The 16,774-nt window shown below is 50.0% G+C and carries 32 protein-coding genes; 2 read left to right on the top strand and 30 right to left on the bottom strand.

From position 1 onward, the window contains the following. Positions 1–19 precede the first annotated feature (19 nt). Positions 20–1,396 carry a Trk system potassium transporter TrkA gene (gene trkA, locus B1H58_RS05475; protein ID WP_085068442.1) on the top strand — a complete coding sequence of 459 codons (1,377 nt, stop codon included), beginning with the start codon at positions 20–22 and terminating at the stop codon, positions 1,394–1,396. A 120-nt stretch (positions 1,397–1,516) separates the two neighbouring features. Then, on the top strand, positions 1,517–1,927 hold the full coding sequence (mscL, locus tag B1H58_RS05480) for a large-conductance mechanosensitive channel protein MscL (protein ID WP_085068444.1): 411 nt from the start codon (positions 1,517–1,519) through the stop codon (positions 1,925–1,927). Here mscL and B1H58_RS05485 read toward each other — a convergent pair. From B1H58_RS05485 to rplC, 30 genes are all read right to left on the bottom strand, one after another. After that, positions 1,924–2,187: an alternative ribosome-rescue factor A gene (locus B1H58_RS05485; RefSeq protein WP_085068446.1), complete on the bottom strand. Its 264-nt coding sequence runs from the start codon at positions 2,185–2,187 to the stop codon at positions 1,924–1,926. The genes mscL and B1H58_RS05485 overlap by 4 nt on opposite strands. Positions 2,188–2,241: 54 nt before the next feature. Then, positions 2,242–2,679: a Zn(2+)-responsive transcriptional regulator gene (zntR, locus tag B1H58_RS05490; protein WP_085068448.1), complete on the bottom strand. Its 438-nt coding sequence runs from the start codon at positions 2,677–2,679 to the stop codon at positions 2,242–2,244. Positions 2,680–2,681: 2 nt separating this feature from the next. Then, the gene (locus tag B1H58_RS05495; protein WP_085068450.1) at positions 2,682–3,050 is read right to left on the bottom strand and encodes a DnaJ family domain-containing protein; all 369 of its coding nucleotides are present in this window, start codon (positions 3,048–3,050) and stop codon (positions 2,682–2,684) included. A 121-nt stretch (positions 3,051–3,171) separates the two neighbouring features. Continuing rightward, positions 3,172–3,558, bottom strand: coding sequence for a 50S ribosomal protein L17 (gene rplQ / locus B1H58_RS05500; RefSeq protein WP_003850180.1), 387 nt, complete (start codon positions 3,556–3,558; stop codon positions 3,172–3,174). 40 nt (positions 3,559–3,598) lie between these two features. Then, a complete protein-coding gene (locus tag B1H58_RS05505; protein WP_085068452.1) occupies positions 3,599–4,588 on the bottom strand; it encodes a DNA-directed RNA polymerase subunit alpha in 990 nt (329 codons plus the stop codon). A 25-nt stretch (positions 4,589–4,613) separates the two neighbouring features. After that, a complete protein-coding gene (gene rpsD / locus B1H58_RS05510) occupies positions 4,614–5,234 on the bottom strand; it encodes a 30S ribosomal protein S4 (RefSeq protein WP_085068454.1) in 621 nt (206 codons plus the stop codon). 31 nt (positions 5,235–5,265) lie between these two features. After that, on the bottom strand, positions 5,266–5,655 hold the full coding sequence (gene rpsK / locus B1H58_RS05515) for a 30S ribosomal protein S11 (protein ID WP_004160563.1): 390 nt from the start codon (positions 5,653–5,655) through the stop codon (positions 5,266–5,268). 16 nt (positions 5,656–5,671) lie between these two features. After that, positions 5,672–6,028: a 30S ribosomal protein S13 gene (rpsM, locus tag B1H58_RS05520; RefSeq protein ID WP_008457189.1), complete on the bottom strand. Its 357-nt coding sequence runs from the start codon at positions 6,026–6,028 to the stop codon at positions 5,672–5,674. Between the two features lie 146 nt (positions 6,029–6,174). Continuing rightward, positions 6,175–6,291, bottom strand: a complete 117-nt coding sequence (rpmJ, locus tag B1H58_RS05525; protein WP_004160566.1) for a 50S ribosomal protein L36 — start codon at positions 6,289–6,291, stop codon at positions 6,175–6,177. A 31-nt stretch (positions 6,292–6,322) separates the two neighbouring features. Next, positions 6,323–7,654, bottom strand: coding sequence for a preprotein translocase subunit SecY (gene secY, locus B1H58_RS05530; protein ID WP_085068456.1), 1,332 nt, complete (start codon positions 7,652–7,654; stop codon positions 6,323–6,325). A 7-nt stretch (positions 7,655–7,661) separates the two neighbouring features. Further along, a complete protein-coding gene (gene rplO / locus B1H58_RS05535; RefSeq protein WP_085068458.1) occupies positions 7,662–8,096 on the bottom strand; it encodes a 50S ribosomal protein L15 in 435 nt (144 codons plus the stop codon). 3 nt (positions 8,097–8,099) lie between these two features. Next, complete coding sequence (gene rpmD / locus B1H58_RS05540) at positions 8,100–8,279, bottom strand: 50S ribosomal protein L30 (protein ID WP_002438695.1); 180 nt, start codon at positions 8,277–8,279, stop codon at positions 8,100–8,102. 6 nt (positions 8,280–8,285) lie between these two features. Continuing rightward, entirely contained in the window at positions 8,286–8,786 is a 501-nt protein-coding gene (rpsE, locus tag B1H58_RS05545; protein ID WP_085068460.1) for a 30S ribosomal protein S5, read from the bottom strand. Positions 8,787–8,800: 14 nt separating this feature from the next. Then, on the bottom strand, positions 8,801–9,154 hold the full coding sequence (gene rplR, locus B1H58_RS05550; RefSeq protein ID WP_038629765.1) for a 50S ribosomal protein L18: 354 nt from the start codon (positions 9,152–9,154) through the stop codon (positions 8,801–8,803). A gap of 9 nt (positions 9,155–9,163) precedes the next feature. Continuing rightward, positions 9,164–9,697 carry a 50S ribosomal protein L6 gene (gene rplF, locus B1H58_RS05555; protein ID WP_085068462.1) on the bottom strand — a complete coding sequence of 178 codons (534 nt, stop codon included), beginning with the start codon at positions 9,695–9,697 and terminating at the stop codon, positions 9,164–9,166. 11 nt (positions 9,698–9,708) lie between these two features. Beyond that, the gene (rpsH, locus tag B1H58_RS05560; RefSeq protein ID WP_017374146.1) at positions 9,709–10,101 is read right to left on the bottom strand and encodes a 30S ribosomal protein S8; all 393 of its coding nucleotides are present in this window, start codon (positions 10,099–10,101) and stop codon (positions 9,709–9,711) included. Positions 10,102–10,134: 33 nt separating this feature from the next. Continuing rightward, complete coding sequence (gene rpsN, locus B1H58_RS05565; protein WP_085068464.1) at positions 10,135–10,440, bottom strand: 30S ribosomal protein S14; 306 nt, start codon at positions 10,438–10,440, stop codon at positions 10,135–10,137. A 14-nt stretch (positions 10,441–10,454) separates the two neighbouring features. Then, complete coding sequence (gene rplE / locus B1H58_RS05570; RefSeq protein ID WP_038629762.1) at positions 10,455–10,994, bottom strand: 50S ribosomal protein L5; 540 nt, start codon at positions 10,992–10,994, stop codon at positions 10,455–10,457. A 14-nt stretch (positions 10,995–11,008) separates the two neighbouring features. Beyond that, on the bottom strand, positions 11,009–11,323 hold the full coding sequence (rplX, locus tag B1H58_RS05575) for a 50S ribosomal protein L24 (protein WP_038629761.1): 315 nt from the start codon (positions 11,321–11,323) through the stop codon (positions 11,009–11,011). A gap of 10 nt (positions 11,324–11,333) precedes the next feature. Continuing rightward, complete coding sequence (gene rplN / locus B1H58_RS05580; RefSeq protein ID WP_038629760.1) at positions 11,334–11,705, bottom strand: 50S ribosomal protein L14; 372 nt, start codon at positions 11,703–11,705, stop codon at positions 11,334–11,336. A 441-nt stretch (positions 11,706–12,146) separates the two neighbouring features. Beyond that, positions 12,147–12,401 carry a 30S ribosomal protein S17 gene (gene rpsQ, locus B1H58_RS05585; protein ID WP_003850147.1) on the bottom strand — a complete coding sequence of 85 codons (255 nt, stop codon included), beginning with the start codon at positions 12,399–12,401 and terminating at the stop codon, positions 12,147–12,149. Beyond that, the gene (gene rpmC / locus B1H58_RS05590; RefSeq protein ID WP_085068466.1) at positions 12,401–12,592 is read right to left on the bottom strand and encodes a 50S ribosomal protein L29; all 192 of its coding nucleotides are present in this window, start codon (positions 12,590–12,592) and stop codon (positions 12,401–12,403) included. Before rpmC ends, rpsQ begins: the two co-directional genes overlap by 1 nt. Then, positions 12,592–13,002: a 50S ribosomal protein L16 gene (rplP, locus tag B1H58_RS05595; protein WP_008927134.1), complete on the bottom strand. Its 411-nt coding sequence runs from the start codon at positions 13,000–13,002 to the stop codon at positions 12,592–12,594. Before rplP ends, rpmC begins: the two co-directional genes overlap by 1 nt. Positions 13,003–13,014: 12 nt before the next feature. Next, positions 13,015–13,716, bottom strand: coding sequence for a 30S ribosomal protein S3 (gene rpsC, locus B1H58_RS05600; RefSeq protein ID WP_085068468.1), 702 nt, complete (start codon positions 13,714–13,716; stop codon positions 13,015–13,017). A gap of 17 nt (positions 13,717–13,733) precedes the next feature. Continuing rightward, a complete protein-coding gene (gene rplV, locus B1H58_RS05605) occupies positions 13,734–14,066 on the bottom strand; it encodes a 50S ribosomal protein L22 (protein ID WP_007891659.1) in 333 nt (110 codons plus the stop codon). Positions 14,067–14,080: 14 nt separating this feature from the next. Further along, entirely contained in the window at positions 14,081–14,359 is a 279-nt protein-coding gene (gene rpsS, locus B1H58_RS05610) for a 30S ribosomal protein S19 (RefSeq protein ID WP_004929772.1), read from the bottom strand. A 16-nt stretch (positions 14,360–14,375) separates the two neighbouring features. After that, complete coding sequence (gene rplB / locus B1H58_RS05615; protein WP_085068470.1) at positions 14,376–15,197, bottom strand: 50S ribosomal protein L2; 822 nt, start codon at positions 15,195–15,197, stop codon at positions 14,376–14,378. Positions 15,198–15,214: 17 nt separating this feature from the next. Then, positions 15,215–15,517 (bottom strand): 50S ribosomal protein L23, encoded by a 303-nt coding sequence (rplW, locus tag B1H58_RS05620; protein WP_085068472.1) that lies wholly within the window; start codon positions 15,515–15,517, stop codon positions 15,215–15,217. Next, positions 15,514–16,119, bottom strand: coding sequence for a 50S ribosomal protein L4 (gene rplD / locus B1H58_RS05625; protein ID WP_085068474.1), 606 nt, complete (start codon positions 16,117–16,119; stop codon positions 15,514–15,516). Before rplD ends, rplW begins: the two co-directional genes overlap by 4 nt. A 10-nt stretch (positions 16,120–16,129) precedes the next feature. After that, on the bottom strand, positions 16,130–16,759 hold the full coding sequence (gene rplC / locus B1H58_RS05630) for a 50S ribosomal protein L3 (protein WP_085068476.1): 630 nt from the start codon (positions 16,757–16,759) through the stop codon (positions 16,130–16,132). Positions 16,760–16,774 lie beyond the last annotated feature (15 nt).

Consider the following 16,774-nt stretch of genomic DNA (forward strand, 5'->3'; position numbering starts at 1 on the left):
CCTATAAGTTGAAACAACGATGAAAATAATCATTCTCGGAGCAGGCCAGGTAGGCGGCACGCTGGCAGAAAACCTGGTGGGCGAAAATAACGATATTACCGTGGTGGATAAAGACGCCACACGTCTGCGTCAGCTACAGGATAAGTTCGATTTACGCGTGGTTCAGGGACACGGTTCCCACCCGAGGGTATTACGTGAAGCGGGTGCGCAGGATGCCGATATGCTGGTTGCGGTCACCAGCTCTGATGAAACGAATATGGTTGCCTGCCAGGTCGCTTATACGCTGTTTAATACGCCAAACCGAATTGCGCGCATTCGTGCTGCCGACTATATCCGCGATGCAGAGAAGTTATTTATACCGGAAGCGGTGCCTATCGATCACCTGATTTCACCCGAGCAGCTGGTAATAGATAATATTTATCGTTTGATCCAGTATCCCGGCGCGTTACAGGTGGTGAATTTTGCTGAAGGTAAAGTGAGCCTGGCTGTGGTGAAAGCCTATTATGGCGGGCCGCTGATTGGTAACCCGTTATCGATAATGCGTGAACATATGCCCCATATCGATACGCGTGTTGCAGCCATATTTCGTCAGGATCGCCCTATCCGTCCGCAGGGTTCAACCATTGTCGAAGCTGGCGATGAAGTCTTTTTTATCGCTGCCAGCCAGCATATCCGCGCAGTGATGAGCGAAATGCAACGGCTGGAAAAGCCCTATAAAAGAATAATGCTCGTTGGCGGAGGCAATATCGGTTACGGCCTGGCGCTGCGGCTGGAAAAAAACTACAGCGTGAAACTGATTGAACGTAATCAGCAGCGTGCTGCCGAGCTGGCAGAGCTGTTGCAGGATACGATCGTTTTTTATGGTGATGCTTCAGATCAAGAGCTGTTAGCAGAAGAGCATATCGATCAGGTGGATCTTTTTATCGCCGTTACTAACGACGATGAAGCAAATATCATGTCTGCGATGCTGGCTAAAAAAATGGGTGCCAAAAAGGTTATGGTGCTTATTCAACGGCGCGCCTATGTCGATTTAGTCCAGGGCAGCGTAATTGATATCGCCATCTCCCCACAGCAGGCAACTATCTCAGCCCTGCTTAGTCATGTTCGTAAAGCCGATATTGTTAGTGTGTCATCGCTACGCCGCGGTGTTGCTGAAGCTATCGAAGCGATTGCACACGGAGACGAAACAACATCCCGCGTTGTTGGCCGTCTGGTTGAAGATATCAAACTGCCTCCGGGTACCATTATCGGTGCCGTTGTACGCGGTGACGACATTATGATCGCAAATAATAATCTCCGTATTGAGCAAGGCGATCATGTCATTATGTTCCTGACGGACAAAAAGTTTGTGCCTGATGTGGAACGTCTTTTCCAGCCCAGCCCGTTTTTCCTGTAAACCATCAGCAGCAAGGAAGCTGCTGATACGTTCTGCTCTGCTCCCGCTGCGTTAATTGCCGATGGCAAACACTGATTCGTTTGTTAGACTTTATGGTTTGGCAATGGAAAGGAGCTGTTTATGAGTTTTTTAAAAGAATTTCGTGATTTTGCAATGCGTGGCAACGTTGTCGATCTGGCCGTTGGTGTGGTTATCGGTGCTGCCTTTGGCAAGATTGTTTCATCTCTGGTTGCAAACATTATTATGCCGCCACTGGGATTGCTGATCGGTGGGGTAGATTTTAAACAATTCAAATGGATATTAAAGCCAGCTCAGGGAGAAACGCCACCGGTCGTGATGGAGTACGGCATCTTTTTGCAGAATATTTTTGATTTCATCATCATCGCGTTTGCGATTTTCATTGCTATCAAATTGATGAATAAACTGCACAAGAAAAAGGAAGTAGAAAAGCCGGTCGCTAAACCCAGCGCAGAAGCAACGTTGTTGACTGAAATCCGTGATTTAATGAAAGAACAGAATAATAAAGGCTAAATCCCGGCGCTATGCTGAATAAATGCATAAGTCTTCGCCGGCAGTATCGCGCCAGATGCATTCTCGCCAACTAAAAGGCCAGTGGTAAAGTCTGCTTTACCACTGGCCTCCCAGCCTGCTTTATTGTGTTTTGCTTTACGCCGATAGCTGCCTTTACCTTTTACATTCACCTCGACCCGCGTTTTGAACAGAGGGTCATGCAGTAAAGCCTCTATGGCATTGTTTTTGATTTTACCTTTTTTATGCTGATAACCAGACATAACGTCTCCTTTGATGAAAGTCGGATATGTATATAGATCTAATTTTTGCTGAAATCAATGTTTGCCAGGGTTCAGCTCACCTTTTTTTACCGTTCCCCGTTCCAGGCTTTCCAGGATAGAACAGTCAAGGCTGGTATGTGCCGAACCGCAGCAGGCATCACTTAAACATTGCAGGGAACGTTGCATCATCTGTAGTTCCGCAATACGAATTTCAACTTCATGCAGGCGAGCCTGTACGATATTTTTAGACTCCTGACAGGTATGGTGTGCCGGATCGATACGGATCGAGAGTAAATCCCGGATCGCATCTAACGTTAACCCTAGCTGCTTAGCGTGCCGGATGAATTTAAGACGCCGCAGGTCATCATCGTTATATAACCGGAATCCCCCAGCCGAGCGGGCTGGCGCATCCATCATATTCTCTTTTTCATAATAACGAATGGTATCTGGCGTGACGGCAGCCAACCGGGCAAGCTCACCGATACGGTACATATTTACTCTCCTGCAAAACGTTGGGCAATCGCATTACGATACTCCCCGGAAAGAAAATCGGTGTTCAAACCTGCCTGCAACAGTTTTATTTCAAGCAGGCGCAGGCGTTTTAGATGGTCACTTTGGGCTATCTCGTCGGGATCAAGCTGTTTCAATAAGTCATTGAGTTCCAGCGCTTCACGCCGTATTTCCAGTTCCGGCGGTAAATAACCGGCATTCTTTAACATGCGGTAGCCAGCACGAAGCTCTGGTGGAACATGACTGTCATCATCCAGTATGAGTGGAGCACCTTCTCCAGGCAAACCTTGAAGCTCGCCCCTCTGCTGTGCTTCGCGAATATGTTGTTCAGCCAGTTGATCGATTAGCCACATGTCATGCTCCGGAAAATATCAGAGCTTCAGGATAGCGCAGATGAGTGGGAGGTAAAGCAGAGATAAAATGAGAATATAAAAAAACCGGGCACCAGGCCCGGTTTCTTTAACATACAGCAGATTACTCTGCTGCAGCTTCTGCTTGAGCTTCTGGACGATCAACCAGCTCGATGTAAGCCATCGGAGCGTTGTCACCAGCGCGGAAGCCACACTTCAGAATGCGAGTGTAACCACCGGCACGGCTCGCGAAACGCGGGCCCAGCTCGTTAAACAGTTTTGCCACGATCTCGTTATCACGAGTGCGGGCGAATGCCAGACGACGATTAGCTACGCTGTCGGTCTTGGCAAGAGTAATCAGCGGCTCAACTACGCGACGCAGCTCTTTCGCTTTCGGCAGGGTCGTCTTGATGATCTCATGACGAACCAAAGAGCCGGCCATGTTGCGGAACATAGCCTGACGATGGCTGCTGTTGCGGTTCAGTTGACGACCACTCTTACGATGGCGCATGACCTTATCCTTCTCAGTAAAACCTTAACCTGCGATCTGGTTATTCATCAGCAATGCTTGCCGGCGGCCAGTTTTCCAGGCGCATGCCCAGAGACAGACCACGCGAAGCCAGCACGTCTTTAATCTCAGTAAGAGATTTTTTACCAAGGTTAGGCGTTTTAAGTAGCTCAACCTCGGTACGCTGTACCAGATCACCGATGTAGTGGATAGCTTCTGCCTTAAGGCAGTTAGCAGAGCGGACAGTCAATTCCAGATCGTCAACAGGGCGCAGCAGGATCGGATCGAATTCTGGTTTCTCTTCTTTAACTTCCGGCTGACGCACATCACGCAGGTCAACGAAAGCTTCCAGTTGTTCAGCCAGAATGGTAGCCGCACGACGAATCGCCTCTTCAGGATCGATTGTGCCGTTGGTTTCCATTTCGATGACCAGCTTATCCAGGTCGGTACGCTGTTCCACGCGCGCAGCTTCAACATTGTAGGCGATACGGTCTACAGGGCTATAGCAAGCGTCGACTAACAGACGACCGATTGGGCGCTCATCTTCTTCCGAATGAATTCGGGCAGAAGCCGGCACATAACCACGGCCACGCTGAACTTTGATACGCATATTAATAGATGCGTTTTCATCGGTCAGATGGCAGATCACGTGCTGCGGCTTGACGATTTCGACATCACCATCATGGGTAATGTCGGCTGCAGTCACAGGGCCAATGCCAGATTTATTCAGCGTAAGGATGACTTCATCTTTACCCTGAACTCTTACCGCCAGCCCTTTCAGGTTAAGCAGGATTTCCAGGATATCTTCCTGTACGCCCTCTTTTGTGCTGTACTCATGAAGTACACCATCAATCTCAACCTCGGTCACCGCGCAACCCGGCATGGATGACAGCAGAATACGGCGCAGTGCGTTACCAAGAGTATGGCCAAAGCCACGCTCTAAAGGCTCAAGGGTCACCTTGGCGTGCGTCGAACTCAGTTGCTCGATATCTACCAGGCGCGGTTTTAGAAACTCTGTCACAGAACCCTGCATTGTGTCCTCTCTTTGGTACTAAGCTTTACTTGGAGTAAAGCTCGACGATCAGGTGTTCGTTAATGTCCGCAGACAGATCAGTACGTTCAGGAATACGTTTGAACACACCTTCCATCTTAGTTGCATCAACTTCCAGCCAGGTTGGCTTTTCACGCTGCTCAGCCAGCTCCAGAGCGGCTTTCACGCGAGACTGCTTTTTGGCTTTCTCGCGGATGCTGACTACGTCATTCGGAGATACCTGATAAGAAGCGATGTTAACAACGCGACCATTTACCATGATGGATTTATGGCTAACCAGCTGACGTGCTTCTGCACGAGTGGCACCAAAGCCCATACGATAAACTACGTTGTCCAGACGACCTTCCAGCAGTTGTAACAGGTTTTCACCGGTGTTGCCTTTCAGACGCGCTGCTTCTTTGTAATAGTTACGGAACTGACGCTCAAGCACGCCGTAGATACGACGAACTTTCTGCTTTTCACGTAACTGACCGCCGTAGTCAGACAGACGCGGTTTACGCGCACCGTGCTGGCCAGGGGCTTGTTCAATCTTACACTTGGAATCAATCGCGCGAACGCCAGACTTCAGGAATAAGTCTGTGCCCTCACGACGGCTCAGCTTGAGCTTAGGACCCAAATATCTTGCCATTTTCTTTCTCCAACTATCCTAAAAACGGGCGTTATACGCGACGTTTTTTCGGCGGACGACAACCGTTGTGAGGGATCGGAGTCACATCAGTAATATTAGTGATGCGGAAACCTGCGGCGTTCAGAGCACGAATGGTAGATTCGCGACCCGGACCCGGACCCTTAACCATAACTTCCAGATTCTTGATACCGTAATCTTTCACGGCCTCTGCGCAACGCTCAGCAGCAACCTGTGCAGCGAACGGCGTAGATTTACGAGAACCACGGAAACCGGAACCACCGGCAGTTGCCCAACCCAGTGCGTTACCCTGACGGTCAGTAATGGTAACGATGGTGTTGTTAAAAGAAGCATGGACATGAGCCACGCCATCTGAGACTTGTTTTCTTACACGCTTACGTGCACGAACTGGTGCCTTTGCCATTATTCAATCACCCCGATTATTTCTTGATCGGTTTGCGCGGACCCTTACGGGTACGGGCGTTGGTCTTGGTACGCTGACCGCGCACTGGCAGACCACGACGATGACGCAAACCGCGATAGCAACCAAGGTCCATCAGACGCTTGATGCTCATGCTCACTTCACGGCGCAGATCACCTTCAACGACAAATTTGGCAACTTCGTCACGCAGCGTGTCGATTTGTTCTTCAGACAGCTCACTGATCTTAACATCTTCAGCGATACCCGCAGCAGCACAGATGGCCTTGGAGCGAGTTTTGCCGACACCGTAGATCGAAGTTAATGCGATTACGGCATGTTTCTGATCAGGAATGTTAATGCCTGCTATACGGGCCACTATGCACTCCTACTATTTAATATGTACGCACCATGCTGAAAAGCCCGTTTTCAGGATACTCAAATGGAAACGTACAGACATACAAAAGATTGGCTGGCTAATCTAGCCAGCTCAACCCAACTTTGCAAGAAAAATATGCGAGAAAATCAGCCCTGGCGCTGTTTATGCTTAGGCTCGGCACTGCAAATCACACGAACGACGCCGTCGCGACGAATGATTTTGCAGTTACGACATAATTTCTTGACGGAAGCACGAACTTTCATTTTTACTCTCCGTAACTTCTCAAGCGCCTGATTAGCGGCTATAGCCTTTCAGGTTTGCTTTCTTCAATGCAGACTCGTACTGACTGGACATCATCAGAGTTTGCACTTGAGCCATAAAGTCCATGATGACCACAACGACGATAAGCAGTGAGGTTCCACCGAAGTAGAACGGTACTTTCATCGCATCACGCATGAACTCCGGGATCAGGCAGATGAAAGTAATGTAGAGCGCACCAACTAGCGTCAGACGCGTCATCACTTTATCGATGTACTTCGCCGTTTGCTCTCCCGGACGAATTCCTGGTACAAATGCACCAGACTTCTTCAGGTTATCTGCTGTTTCTCGCGGATTGAAAACCAACGCCGTATAGAAGAAACAGAAGAAGATGATTGCAGTCGCATAGAGTAGCACATAAAGCGGCTGTCCTGGCTGCAAATACATCGAAATAGTTGTCAGCCAGTTCCACCCTGTACCGCCACCAAACCATGAAGCAATGGTAGCTGGAAACAGAATAATGCTTGAGGCGAAAATTGCCGGGATAACCCCTGCCATATTCACTTTCAATGGTAAATGTGTACTCTGTGCAGCATAGACACGACGGCCTTGCTGACGTTTCGCATAGTTCACCACAATGCGGCGTTGACCACGCTCAACGAAAACAACGAAGAAGGTCACTGCAAATACGAGAACTGCAACCAACAGCAACAGAAGGAAGTGCAGGTCGCCTTGCCGCGCTTGCTCGATGGTATGGCCAATGGCCGGCGGAAGCCCCGCAACAATACCAGCAAAGATTATGATCGAGATACCGTTACCAATACCTCGTTCAGTAATCTGCTCGCCCAGCCACATCAGGAACATCGTCCCTGTAACCAGACTCACAACAGCGGTGAAGTAGAAAGCAAAGCCTGGATTGATTACCAGGCCCTGCATTCCAGGCATATTCGGTAAACCGGTAGCAATACCGATCGACTGGAATATAGCCAACACCAGAGTACCGTAACGGGTGTACTGACTAATCTTACGACGGCCAGCCTCCCCTTCTTTCTTTATTTCTGCCAGGGCGGGATGAACCACCGTTAACAGCTGGATAATAATTGATGCCGAAATATACGGCATAATACCCAGAGCAAAGATAGAAGCACGGCTTAATGCACCACCAGAGAACATGTTAAACATTTCAATGATGGTGCCACGCTGTTGTTCAAGCAGTTTGGCAAGTACAGTGGCATCGATACCAGGGATCGGAATAAAAGAGCCAATGCGGAATACAATCAGCGCACCGATGACAAACAAAAGTCTGCGTTTCAGTTCGCCGAAACCGCCCTTGGCACTTTGAAAATCTAATCCTGGTTGCTTAGCCATCTGCTACTTATTCCTCAATTGTACCGCCAGCAGCTTCGATTGCAGCACGAGCGCCTTTAGTGACACGCAGACCGCGAACCGTAACCGGTGCAGAAACTTCGCCAGACAGAATCACTTTCGCGAATTCGATCTGAGTACCGATGATGTTTGCTGCTTTCAGCGTATTCAGGTCAACGATACCGCCTTCCACTTTCGCCAGCTCGGACAGACGAACTTCCGCTGTTACCATTGCTTTACGAGAAGTGAAGCCGAATTTCGGCAGACGACGGTACAGCGGCATCTGGCCGCCTTCGAAACCACGACGTACGCCACCGCCAGAACGAGAGTTCTGACCTTTGTGACCACGGCCGCCGGTTTTACCGAGACCAGAACCGATACCACGACCCAGGCGTTTACCCGCCTGTTTTGAGCCTTCGGCGGGAGACAGAGTATTCAAACGCATCTGTTACTCCTCCACTTTAACCATATAGGAAATAGCGTTAACCATACCGCGTACAGCAGGCGTGTCTTCACGCTCAACGGTATGACCAATGCGACGCAGACCCAGGCCAAGCAGCGTTGCCTTATGCTTAGGCAAACGGCCGATTGCACTACGGGTTTGTGTAATTTTGATCGTCTTTGCCATGGTCAATTACCCCAGAATGTCTTCAACGGATTTACCACGCTTGGCAGCGACCATTTCCGGAGATTTCATATTTTCCAGGCCATCAATAGTTGCACGAACCACGTTAATCGGGTTGGTGGAACCATAGGTTTTAGCCAGAACGTTATGAACTCCAGCGACTTCCAGGACGGCGCGCATTGCACCACCGGCAATAATACCGGTACCTTCAGAAGCCGGTTGCATGAACACACGGGAACCTGTGTGTGCACCTTTAACCGGGTGCTGCAGGGTGCCGTTAGTCAGCGCGACGTTAATCATGTTGCGACGGGCTTTTTCCATCGCTTTCTGGATCGCTGCCGGTACTTCACGCGCTTTACCGTAACCAAAACCTACGCGACCGTTACCATCACCCACTACAGTCAGTGCGGTGAAGGAGAAAATACGGCCACCTTTAACAGTTTTAGATACACGGTTTACCGCGATCAGTTTTTCCTGCAGTTCGCCAGCTTGTTTCTCGATGTGTGCCATCTTAGACCTCTACCTTAGAACTGAAGGCCAGCTTCACGGGCAGCTTCTGCCAGTGCCTGGACGCGACCATGATATTGGAAACCGGAACGGTCGAAAGCAACGTCTTTGATGCCTTTTTCCAGCGCGCGCTCAGCGATAGCTTTACCTACAGCAGACGCAGCGTCTTTGTTGCCGGTGTACTTCAGTTGTTCAGAGATAGCTTTTTCTACAGTAGAAGCAGCAACCAGAACTTCAGAGCCGTTCGGGGCGATGACCTGTGCGTAAATATGACGCGGGGTACGATGTACCACCAGGCGAGTAGCACCCAGCTCTTTGATCTTGCGACGTGCGCGGGTCGCACGACGGATACGAGCAGATTTCTTATCCATAGTGTTACCTTACTTCTTCTTAGCCTCTTTGGTACGCACGACTTCGTCGGCGTAACGAACACCCTTGCCTTTGTAAGGCTCAGGACGACGGTAGGCGCGCAAGTCAGCCGCAACCTGGCCGATCAGCTGTTTATCAGCACCTTTCAGTACGATTTCAGTCTGAGACGGACATTCTGCAGTGATTCCCGCAGGCAGAGCGTGTTCAACCGGGTGAGAAAAACCCAGTGACAGATTCACGACATCGCCTTTAACGGCTGCACGATAACCTACACCAACCAGCTGCAGCTTCTTAGTGAAGCCTTCGGTAACACCGATAACCATTGCGTTCAGCAGCGCACGGGCAGTACCCGCCTGCGCCCAGCCATCAACGAAGCCTTCGCGCGGAGCGAAAGTCAGAGCGTTGTCAGCATGCTTAATTTCAACAGCATTATTGATAGTACGAGTCAGCTCGCCGTTTTTACCTTTGATCGAAATTTCCTGACCGTTGAGTTTTACCTCTACGCCGGCAGGAACAACGACAGGTGCTTTAGCAACACGAGACATTTTTTCCTCCGTTAAGCTACGTAGCAGATAATTTCGCCACCAAGACCAGCCTGGCGCGCTGCACGATCAGTCATAACACCTTTAGAGGTAGAAACAACAGCAATACCCAGTCCAGCCATTACCTTCGGCAGCTCATCTTTTTTCTTATAGATGCGCAGGCCAGGACGGCTAACACGTTGAATGCTTTCTACCACAGCTTTACCCTGGAAATACTTAAGAGTCAGTTCCAGTTCCGGCTTGATGTCGCCTTCGATTTTGAAATCTTCAATATAACCTTCTTCCTTCAGCACGTTGGCGATTGCCACTTTCAGCTTGGAGGAAGGCATGGTGACCGCAACTTTGTTCGCGGCCTGACCGTTACGGATACGGGTCAGCATATCCGCGATCGGATCTTGCATGCTCATCTGTCTTTACTCCCGTGATTCAATTGGTGACAATTACCAGCTAGCCTTTTTCAGACCCGGGATTTCACCGCGCATAGCGGCTTCACGGACCTTGATACGGCTCAACCCGAACTTCCGCAGGAAACCATGCGGACGACCTGTTTGACGGCAGCGGTTACGCTGACGAGACGGGCTGGAATCACGCGGCAGACTCTGCAGCTTGAGAACAGCATTCCAACGATCTTCGTCGGAGGCGTTCACATCAGAAATGATCGCTTTCAGTTCAACGCGTTTTGCGAAGAATTTGTCTGCTAATTTCTCACGCTTGACTTCGCGTGCTTTCATTGATTGCTTAGCCATTAAGTAACCCTACCTTACTTGCGGAACGGGAAGTCAAAAGCAGCCAGCAGAGCACGGCCTTCATCATCAGATTTCGCAGTAGTGGTAATGGTAATATCCAAACCACGAACGCGATCGACTTTGTCATAGTCGATTTCTGGGAAGATGATCTGCTCACGGACGCCCATGCTATAGTTACCACGACCATCGAAAGACTTCGCAGACAGGCCACGAAAGTCACGAATACGCGGTACAGCAATAGTGACCAGACGCTCAAAGAACTCCCACATGCGTTCGCCACGCAGAGTTACTTTACAGCCGATCGGATAGCCCTGACGGATTTTGAAGCCTGCAACTGATTTGCGTGCTTTGGTGACCAGCGGTTTTTGACCGGAGATTGCTGCCAGGTCAGCTACTGCGTTATCCAGCAGCTTTTTGTCAGCGATCGCTTCACCAACACCCATGTTCAGGGTGATCTTCTCGACCCGAGGGACTTGCATGACAGAATTGTAGCCAAACTCAGTCATGAGTTTTTTAACTACTTCGTCTTTGTAGTAATCATGCAGTTTCGCCATCGTACTACTCCAAATTACTTGATAGTTTCGCTGTTAGACTTGAAGAAACGGACTTTTTTGCCGTCTTCGAATCTAAAGCCTACACGGTCAGCCTTGCCGGTAGCCGCATTGAAGATAGCAACGTTAGAAACCTGAATTGCAGCTTCTTTTTCAACGATGCCGCCCGGTTGGTTCAGAGCCGGAACCGGCTTCTGATGTTTCTTCACCAGGTTGATACCTTCAACAATGACCTTGCCAGAAGACAGGACATTTTTTACTTTACCGCGCTTACCTTTATCTTTACCGGTCAGCACGATAACTTCGTCATTACGACGGATTTTCGCTGCCATTGCTCGCTCCTTAGAGTACTTCTGGTGCCAGGGAGATAATTTTCATGAACTTTTCATTACGAAGTTCACGAGTTACCGGCCCAAAAATACGCGTTCCGATAGGCTGCTCGCTGTTATTGTTCAGAATAACGCATGCATTACCATCGAAGCGAATGACAGAACCGTCAGGGCGACGAACACCCTTCCTGGTGCGCACCACTACCGCCTTAAGCACATCACCTTTTTTCACTTTACCACGCGGAATTGCTTCCTTGATGGTAACTTTGATGATGTCGCCTACGCCTGCGTAGCGACGGTGCGAGCCACCCAGAACCTTGATACACATTACGCGACGTGCACCGGAGTTGTCGGCGACGTTCAGCATAGTCTGTTCTTGGATCATTTTAGTGCTCCGCTAATGTCAACTACTACTTCGGGACCCAAACAGAGGGTCGTTAGAAAGCCCCATAATTGAGGGCGCGGCATTATAACACCGGTCCCCGCAGATGGGTAGAAAAAATAAACGGCTCATGTCGAGCCGATATTTGAACCTGTAAATTAAGGAACGCGACATTCTAAGGAATTGTTCACTATGTAGCAATCGTAATCTGCACACTTCTTCATCTTATTGCTGGTTATTCTTCAACGCGGGGCTTGATAAGGGGATTAAGGCACTGAGTAAACGCTAAATGTTAACCACAGCGTTAACTTCGCCATGTTAAACGGCAAGTACAACCTTGCTAATTAAGATCATTAGGTCGTGGGCAGCGGACAGATACACAATCGCAGGCAAAAAAAAACCCTCTGCCAGAGGCAGAGGGTTTCAATAAGAAAGGAGATTCTATTACAGAACCGCTTTCTCAATAACGCGAACCAGAGTCCAGGACTTAGTCTTGGACAGCGGGCGGCATTCGCGGATTTCTACCACGTCGCCGATACCGCATTCGTTGTTCTCGTCATGGATGTGCAGCTTAGTCGTACGCTTAATGAATTTACCGTAGATCGGGTGCTTCACGAAACGCTCGATAGCAACAACTGCAGATTTCTGCATTTTGTCACTAACAACACGACCTTGCAGAGTACGAATTTTATCGGTCATTACGCACCCGCCTTCTCAGTCAGTAAAGTTTTAACGCGTGCAACATCACGGCGCACATTCTTCAGCAGATGACTCTGCTGCAGCTGGCCAGATGCTGCCTGCATGCGCAGGTTGAACTGCTCGCGCAGCAGGTTAAGCAGCTCAGTGTTCAGCTCTTCAACGCTTTTTTCACGCAGCTCTTTTGCTTTCATTACATCACCGTCTTAGTAACAAAGGTGGTTTTGATAGGCAGTTTTGCTGCTGCCAGCTTGAATGCTTCACGGGCCAGCTCCTCCGGTACGCCGTCCATTTCATACAGGACTTTACCCGGCTGGATCAAGGCAACCCAATACTCCACGTTACCTTTACCTTTACCCATACGCACTTCCAGCGGCTTCTCGGTGATCGGTTTGTCCGGGAATACACGGATCCAGATCTTACCTTGACGCTTAACTGCACGGGTCATAGCACGACGTGCTGCTTCGATCTGACGAGCAGTCAGACGACCACGGCCAACAGCTTTCAGACCGAAAGTACCGAAGCTCACATCCGTACCGGCAGCCAGACCACGGTTGCGGCCTTTATGCACCTTACGGAATTTTGTACGCTTTGGTTGTAACATCAGCGACTCTCCTTACTTACGGCCTTTACGCTGCTGCTTTTTCGGTTGAGCAGCCGGTTTTTCCGGTTGTTCAACAGCAGCCATACCACCCAGGATCTCACCTTTGAAGATCCATACCTTAACGCCGATTACACCATAAGTGGTGTGCGCTTCTGAGGTGTTGTAGTCGATGTCAGCACGCAGGGTGTGCAGCGGTACGCGACCTTCGCGGTACCATTCGGTACGTGCGATTTCTGCGCCGCCCAGACGGCCACTAACTTCAACTTTAATACCTTTAGCGCCCAGACGCATTGCGTTCTGTACAGCACGCTTCATCGCACGACGGAACATCACGCGACGCTCCAGCTGAGAAGTGATGCTGTCAGCAACCAATTTCGCGTCCAGTTCCGGTTTACGGACTTCGGCGATATTGATCTGCGCCGGTACGCCAGCGATATTCGCTACGACGTTACGCAGTTTTTCTACGTCTTCGCCTTTTTTACCGATAACGATGCCCGGGCGAGCGGTGTGAATGGTCACACGGATGCTTTTAGCCGGACGTTCGATAACGATGCGCGAAACAGACGCTTTAGCCAGTTCTTTAGTCAGGAACTGACGCACTTTAAAATCGCTGTCCAGGTTGTCAGCGAATTCTTTGGTATTAGCGAACCAGGTAGAGTTCCAGGGTTTAACAATACCCAGTCGAATACCATTAGGATGTACTTTCTGACCCATTGCTAGTCTCCAGAGTCTCAGCGATCGGACACAACCACAGTAATGTGGCTGGTGCGCTTCAGGATGCGATCTGCACGACCTTTCGCACGCGGCATAATGCGCTTCATGCTTGGGCCTTCGTCGACGAAAATTTTCGCGACTTTCAGATCGTCGATATCAGCGCCATCGTTGTGTTCTGCGTTAGCAATGGCAGATTCCAGAACTTTCTTGACCAGTACAGCCGCTTTTTTATTGGTGTAGGTCAGGATGTCCAGAGCCTGCGACACTTTCTTACCGCGAATCAGGTCAGCCACCAGGCGAACCTTTTGAGCAGAAGAACGAGCGTGGCGATGTTGAGCAATAGTTTCCATCTCTTCCTCCTGCCTTAGCGTTTCTTGGCTTTTTTATCAGCCGCGTGACCGCGATAAGTACGAGTCGGCGCGAATTCACCCAGTTTGTGACCAACCATTTCGTCGGAAACAAAGACAGGTACGTGCTGACGACCATTATGGACAGCGATGGTCAAACCGATCATATTTGGAAAGATCGTTGAACGACGGGACCAAGTGCGCAGGGGCTTCTTGTCACCGCTTTCCACCGCTTTCTCTACCTTCTTCAGCAAGTGCAGGTCAATAAATGGACCTTTCTTGAGAGAACGTGGCATGGCTTATCCTCTAATATTATTTGCTACGGCGACGTACGATAAATTTATCAGTACGCTTGTTGCTACGGGTCTTCTTACCTTTGGTCTGAACGCCCCACGGAGTTACCGGGTGCTTACCAAAGTTACGACCTTCACCACCACCGTGCGGGTGATCAACTGGGTTCATCGCAGTACCACGAACGGTCGGACGAACACCACGCCAGCGGGCAGCACCTGCTTTACCCAGAACGCGCAGCATATGCTCAGCGTTACCGACTTCGCCCAGAGTAGCGCGGCAGTCAGATTCGACTTTACGCATTTCACCTGAACGCAGACGCAGGGTTACGTAGGAACCTTCACGCGCAACGATCTGCACGTAAGCACCAGCAGAACGAGCAATCTGACCGCCCTTGCCTGGTTTCATTTCTACGTTATGAACAGTGGAACCAACTGGGATGTTACGCATCGGCAGGGTGTTACCTGCTTTGATCGCAGCATCAACGCCAGACTGAATCTGGTCGCCAGCTTTCAGGCCTTTAGGGGCCAGGATATAACGGCGTTCGCCATCTTTGTACAGAACCAGCGCGATGTTCGCGGAACGGTTCGGATCGTACTCAAGACGTTCAACAACTGCCGGGATACCGTCTTTGTTGCGTTTAAAGTCAACGATACGGTAAGCCTGCTTATGACCACCACCAATGTGACGCGTGGTGATGCGGCCATTGTTGTTACGGCCACCGGATTTGCTGTTTTTTTCCACCAGCGGAGCAAATGGTTTGCCCTTGTGCAGCTCTGGGTTCACCACTTTAACTACGTGGCGACGACCCGGAGATGTCGGTTTACATTTAACAATTGCCATTGTTCTTCTCCTCCGACTTACTCTGCGCCGCCGACGAAGTCCAGATTCTGGCCTTCTTTCAGGGTGACGTAAGCTTTCTTCCAGTCGCTACGACGACCAATACGCTGTCCATGACGCTTAACCTTGCCCTTAACGACCAGGGTGTTTACGTCTTTGACTTCAACTTCGAAAAGTTTCTGCACAGCGGCTTTGATTTCTGCTTTGGACGCGTCTTTCGCAACTTTGAGAACGATGGTATTGGTTTTTTCCATCGCGGTAGACGCTTTTTCAGAAACGTGCGGTGCGCGCACTACTTTCAGCAGACGTTCTTCACGGATCATGCCAGCATCTCCTCAACTTGCTTAACTGCGTCAGCAGTCATAACGACTTTGTCGAAGGCGATCAGGCTAACCGGATCGATACCCGCTGCATCGCGCACGTCAACCTTGTACAGGTTACGCGCAGCCAGGAACAGATTCTCATCCAGTTCACCGGTGATGATCAGCACGTCTTCCAGCGCCATATCTTTCAGTTTCTGTACCAGCAGCTTGGTTTTCGGCGCTTCTACAGAGAACTGCTCGACAACGATCAGACGATCCTGACGTACCAGCTCGGACAGAATGCTTTTCAGCGCGCCGCGGTACATCTTTTTGTTAACTTTTTGACTGTGATCCTGCGGCTTCGCAGCGAAAGTCACACCACCTGAACGCCAGATTGGGCTCTTAACAGAACCTGCACGCGCACGGCCGGTGCCTTTCTGGCGCCACGGTTTTTTACCGGAACCAGTTACTTCAGCACGGGTTTTCTGGGCACGAGTACCTTGACGGGCACCAGCTGCATAAGCAACAACAACCTGATGTACCAGCGCTTCGTTGAAATCACGACCGAAGGTAGTTTCGGAAACAGTCAGCGCGCTTTGCGCGTCTTTCAATACTAATTCCATTGCTATCCCCTTACGCCTTCACAGCTGGTTTAACGATCAGGTCGCTACCGGTAGCACCGGGAACTGCACCTTTAACCAGCAGCAGGTTGCGCTCAGCGTCAACACGTACTACGTCCAGGCTCTGAACGGTTACGCGCTCATTACCCAGCTGACCTGCCATTTTTTTGCCTTTGAACACTTTGCCCGGAGTCTGGTTCTGACCGATAGAACCCGGAACGCGGTGAGACAAGGAGTTACCGTGTGTAGCATCCTGGGTACGGAAGTTCCAGCGCTTAACAGTACCGGCGAAACCTTTACCTTTGGAGGTACCAGTCACGTCAACTTTCTTAACTTCAGCGAAAATTTCAACGCTGATGTCCTGGCCAACGGTATATTCTTCACCTTCAGCGGTGCGGAATTCCCACAGACCACGGCCAGCTTCTACGCCAGCTTTAGCAAAATGACCTGCTTCAGGTTTGGTCACACGGTTTGCTTTTTTAGCACCGGTGGTAACCTGGATGGCGCGGTAACCGTCGCTGTCCAGACCTTTAACCTGAGTAACGCGGTTTGCTTCAACTTCGATAACGGTTACAGGGATAGAAACGCCTTCTTCAGTGAAGATGCGGGTCATACCCACTTTTTTACCGACTAAACCAATCATTGTTTCAACCTCTCA

The organism is Pantoea alhagi (genome assembly GCF_002101395.1).
Taxonomy (GTDB): Bacteria; Pseudomonadota; Gammaproteobacteria; order Enterobacterales; family Enterobacteriaceae; genus Mixta; species Mixta alhagi.

What these genes read in the sequence shown, in the direction of transcription:
- trkA (WP_085068442.1), top strand. Translation starts at nt 20, where the DNA reads ATGAAAATAATCATTCTCGGAGCAGGCCAGGTAGGCGGCACGCTGGCA.
- mscL (WP_085068444.1), top strand. Translation starts at nt 1,517, where the DNA reads ATGAGTTTTTTAAAAGAATTTCGTGATTTTGCAATGCGTGGCAACGTT.
- B1H58_RS05485 (WP_085068446.1), bottom strand. Translation starts at nt 2,187, where the DNA reads ATGTCTGGTTATCAGCATAAAAAAGGTAAAATCAAAAACAATGCCATA.
- zntR (WP_085068448.1), bottom strand. Translation starts at nt 2,679, where the DNA reads ATGTACCGTATCGGTGAGCTTGCCCGGTTGGCTGCCGTCACGCCAGAT.
- B1H58_RS05495 (WP_085068450.1), bottom strand. Translation starts at nt 3,050, where the DNA reads ATGTGGCTAATCGATCAACTGGCTGAACAACATATTCGCGAAGCACAG.
- rplQ (WP_003850180.1), bottom strand. Translation starts at nt 3,558, where the DNA reads ATGCGCCATCGTAAGAGTGGTCGTCAACTGAACCGCAACAGCAGCCAT.
- B1H58_RS05505 (WP_085068452.1), bottom strand. Translation starts at nt 4,588, where the DNA reads ATGCAGGGTTCTGTGACAGAGTTTCTAAAACCGCGCCTGGTAGATATC.
- rpsD (WP_085068454.1), bottom strand. Translation starts at nt 5,234, where the DNA reads ATGGCAAGATATTTGGGTCCTAAGCTCAAGCTGAGCCGTCGTGAGGGC.
- rpsK (WP_004160563.1), bottom strand. Translation starts at nt 5,655, where the DNA reads ATGGCAAAGGCACCAGTTCGTGCACGTAAGCGTGTAAGAAAACAAGTC.
- rpmJ (WP_004160566.1), bottom strand. Translation starts at nt 6,291, where the DNA reads ATGAAAGTTCGTGCTTCCGTCAAGAAATTATGTCGTAACTGCAAAATC.
- secY (WP_085068456.1), bottom strand. Translation starts at nt 7,654, where the DNA reads ATGGCTAAGCAACCAGGATTAGATTTTCAAAGTGCCAAGGGCGGTTTC.
- rplO (WP_085068458.1), bottom strand. Translation starts at nt 8,096, where the DNA reads ATGCGTTTGAATACTCTGTCTCCCGCCGAAGGCTCAAAACAGGCGGGT.
- rpmD (WP_002438695.1), bottom strand. Translation starts at nt 8,279, where the DNA reads ATGGCAAAGACGATCAAAATTACACAAACCCGTAGTGCAATCGGCCGT.
- rpsE (WP_085068460.1), bottom strand. Translation starts at nt 8,786, where the DNA reads ATGGCACACATCGAGAAACAAGCTGGCGAACTGCAGGAAAAACTGATC.
- rplR (WP_038629765.1), bottom strand. Translation starts at nt 9,154, where the DNA reads ATGGATAAGAAATCTGCTCGTATCCGTCGTGCGACCCGCGCACGTCGC.
- rplF (WP_085068462.1), bottom strand. Translation starts at nt 9,697, where the DNA reads ATGTCTCGTGTTGCTAAAGCACCTGTCGTTGTTCCTGCCGGCGTAGAG.
- rpsH (WP_017374146.1), bottom strand. Translation starts at nt 10,101, where the DNA reads ATGAGCATGCAAGATCCGATCGCGGATATGCTGACCCGTATCCGTAAC.
- rpsN (WP_085068464.1), bottom strand. Translation starts at nt 10,440, where the DNA reads ATGGCTAAGCAATCAATGAAAGCACGCGAAGTCAAGCGTGAGAAATTA.
- rplE (WP_038629762.1), bottom strand. Translation starts at nt 10,994, where the DNA reads ATGGCGAAACTGCATGATTACTACAAAGACGAAGTAGTTAAAAAACTC.
- rplX (WP_038629761.1), bottom strand. Translation starts at nt 11,323, where the DNA reads ATGGCAGCGAAAATCCGTCGTAATGACGAAGTTATCGTGCTGACCGGT.
- rplN (WP_038629760.1), bottom strand. Translation starts at nt 11,705, where the DNA reads ATGATCCAAGAACAGACTATGCTGAACGTCGCCGACAACTCCGGTGCA.
- rpsQ (WP_003850147.1), bottom strand. Translation starts at nt 12,401, where the DNA reads ATGACCGATAAAATTCGTACTCTGCAAGGTCGTGTTGTTAGTGACAAA.
- rpmC (WP_085068466.1), bottom strand. Translation starts at nt 12,592, where the DNA reads ATGAAAGCAAAAGAGCTGCGTGAAAAAAGCGTTGAAGAGCTGAACACT.
- rplP (WP_008927134.1), bottom strand. Translation starts at nt 13,002, where the DNA reads ATGTTACAACCAAAGCGTACAAAATTCCGTAAGGTGCATAAAGGCCGC.
- rpsC (WP_085068468.1), bottom strand. Translation starts at nt 13,716, where the DNA reads ATGGGTCAGAAAGTACATCCTAATGGTATTCGACTGGGTATTGTTAAA.
- rplV (WP_007891659.1), bottom strand. Translation starts at nt 14,066, where the DNA reads ATGGAAACTATTGCTCAACATCGCCACGCTCGTTCTTCTGCTCAAAAG.
- rpsS (WP_004929772.1), bottom strand. Translation starts at nt 14,359, where the DNA reads ATGCCACGTTCTCTCAAGAAAGGTCCATTTATTGACCTGCACTTGCTG.
- rplB (WP_085068470.1), bottom strand. Translation starts at nt 15,197, where the DNA reads ATGGCAATTGTTAAATGTAAACCGACATCTCCGGGTCGTCGCCACGTA.
- rplW (WP_085068472.1), bottom strand. Translation starts at nt 15,517, where the DNA reads ATGATCCGTGAAGAACGTCTGCTGAAAGTAGTGCGCGCACCGCACGTT.
- rplD (WP_085068474.1), bottom strand. Translation starts at nt 16,119, where the DNA reads ATGGAATTAGTATTGAAAGACGCGCAAAGCGCGCTGACTGTTTCCGAA.
- rplC (WP_085068476.1), bottom strand. Translation starts at nt 16,759, where the DNA reads ATGATTGGTTTAGTCGGTAAAAAAGTGGGTATGACCCGCATCTTCACT.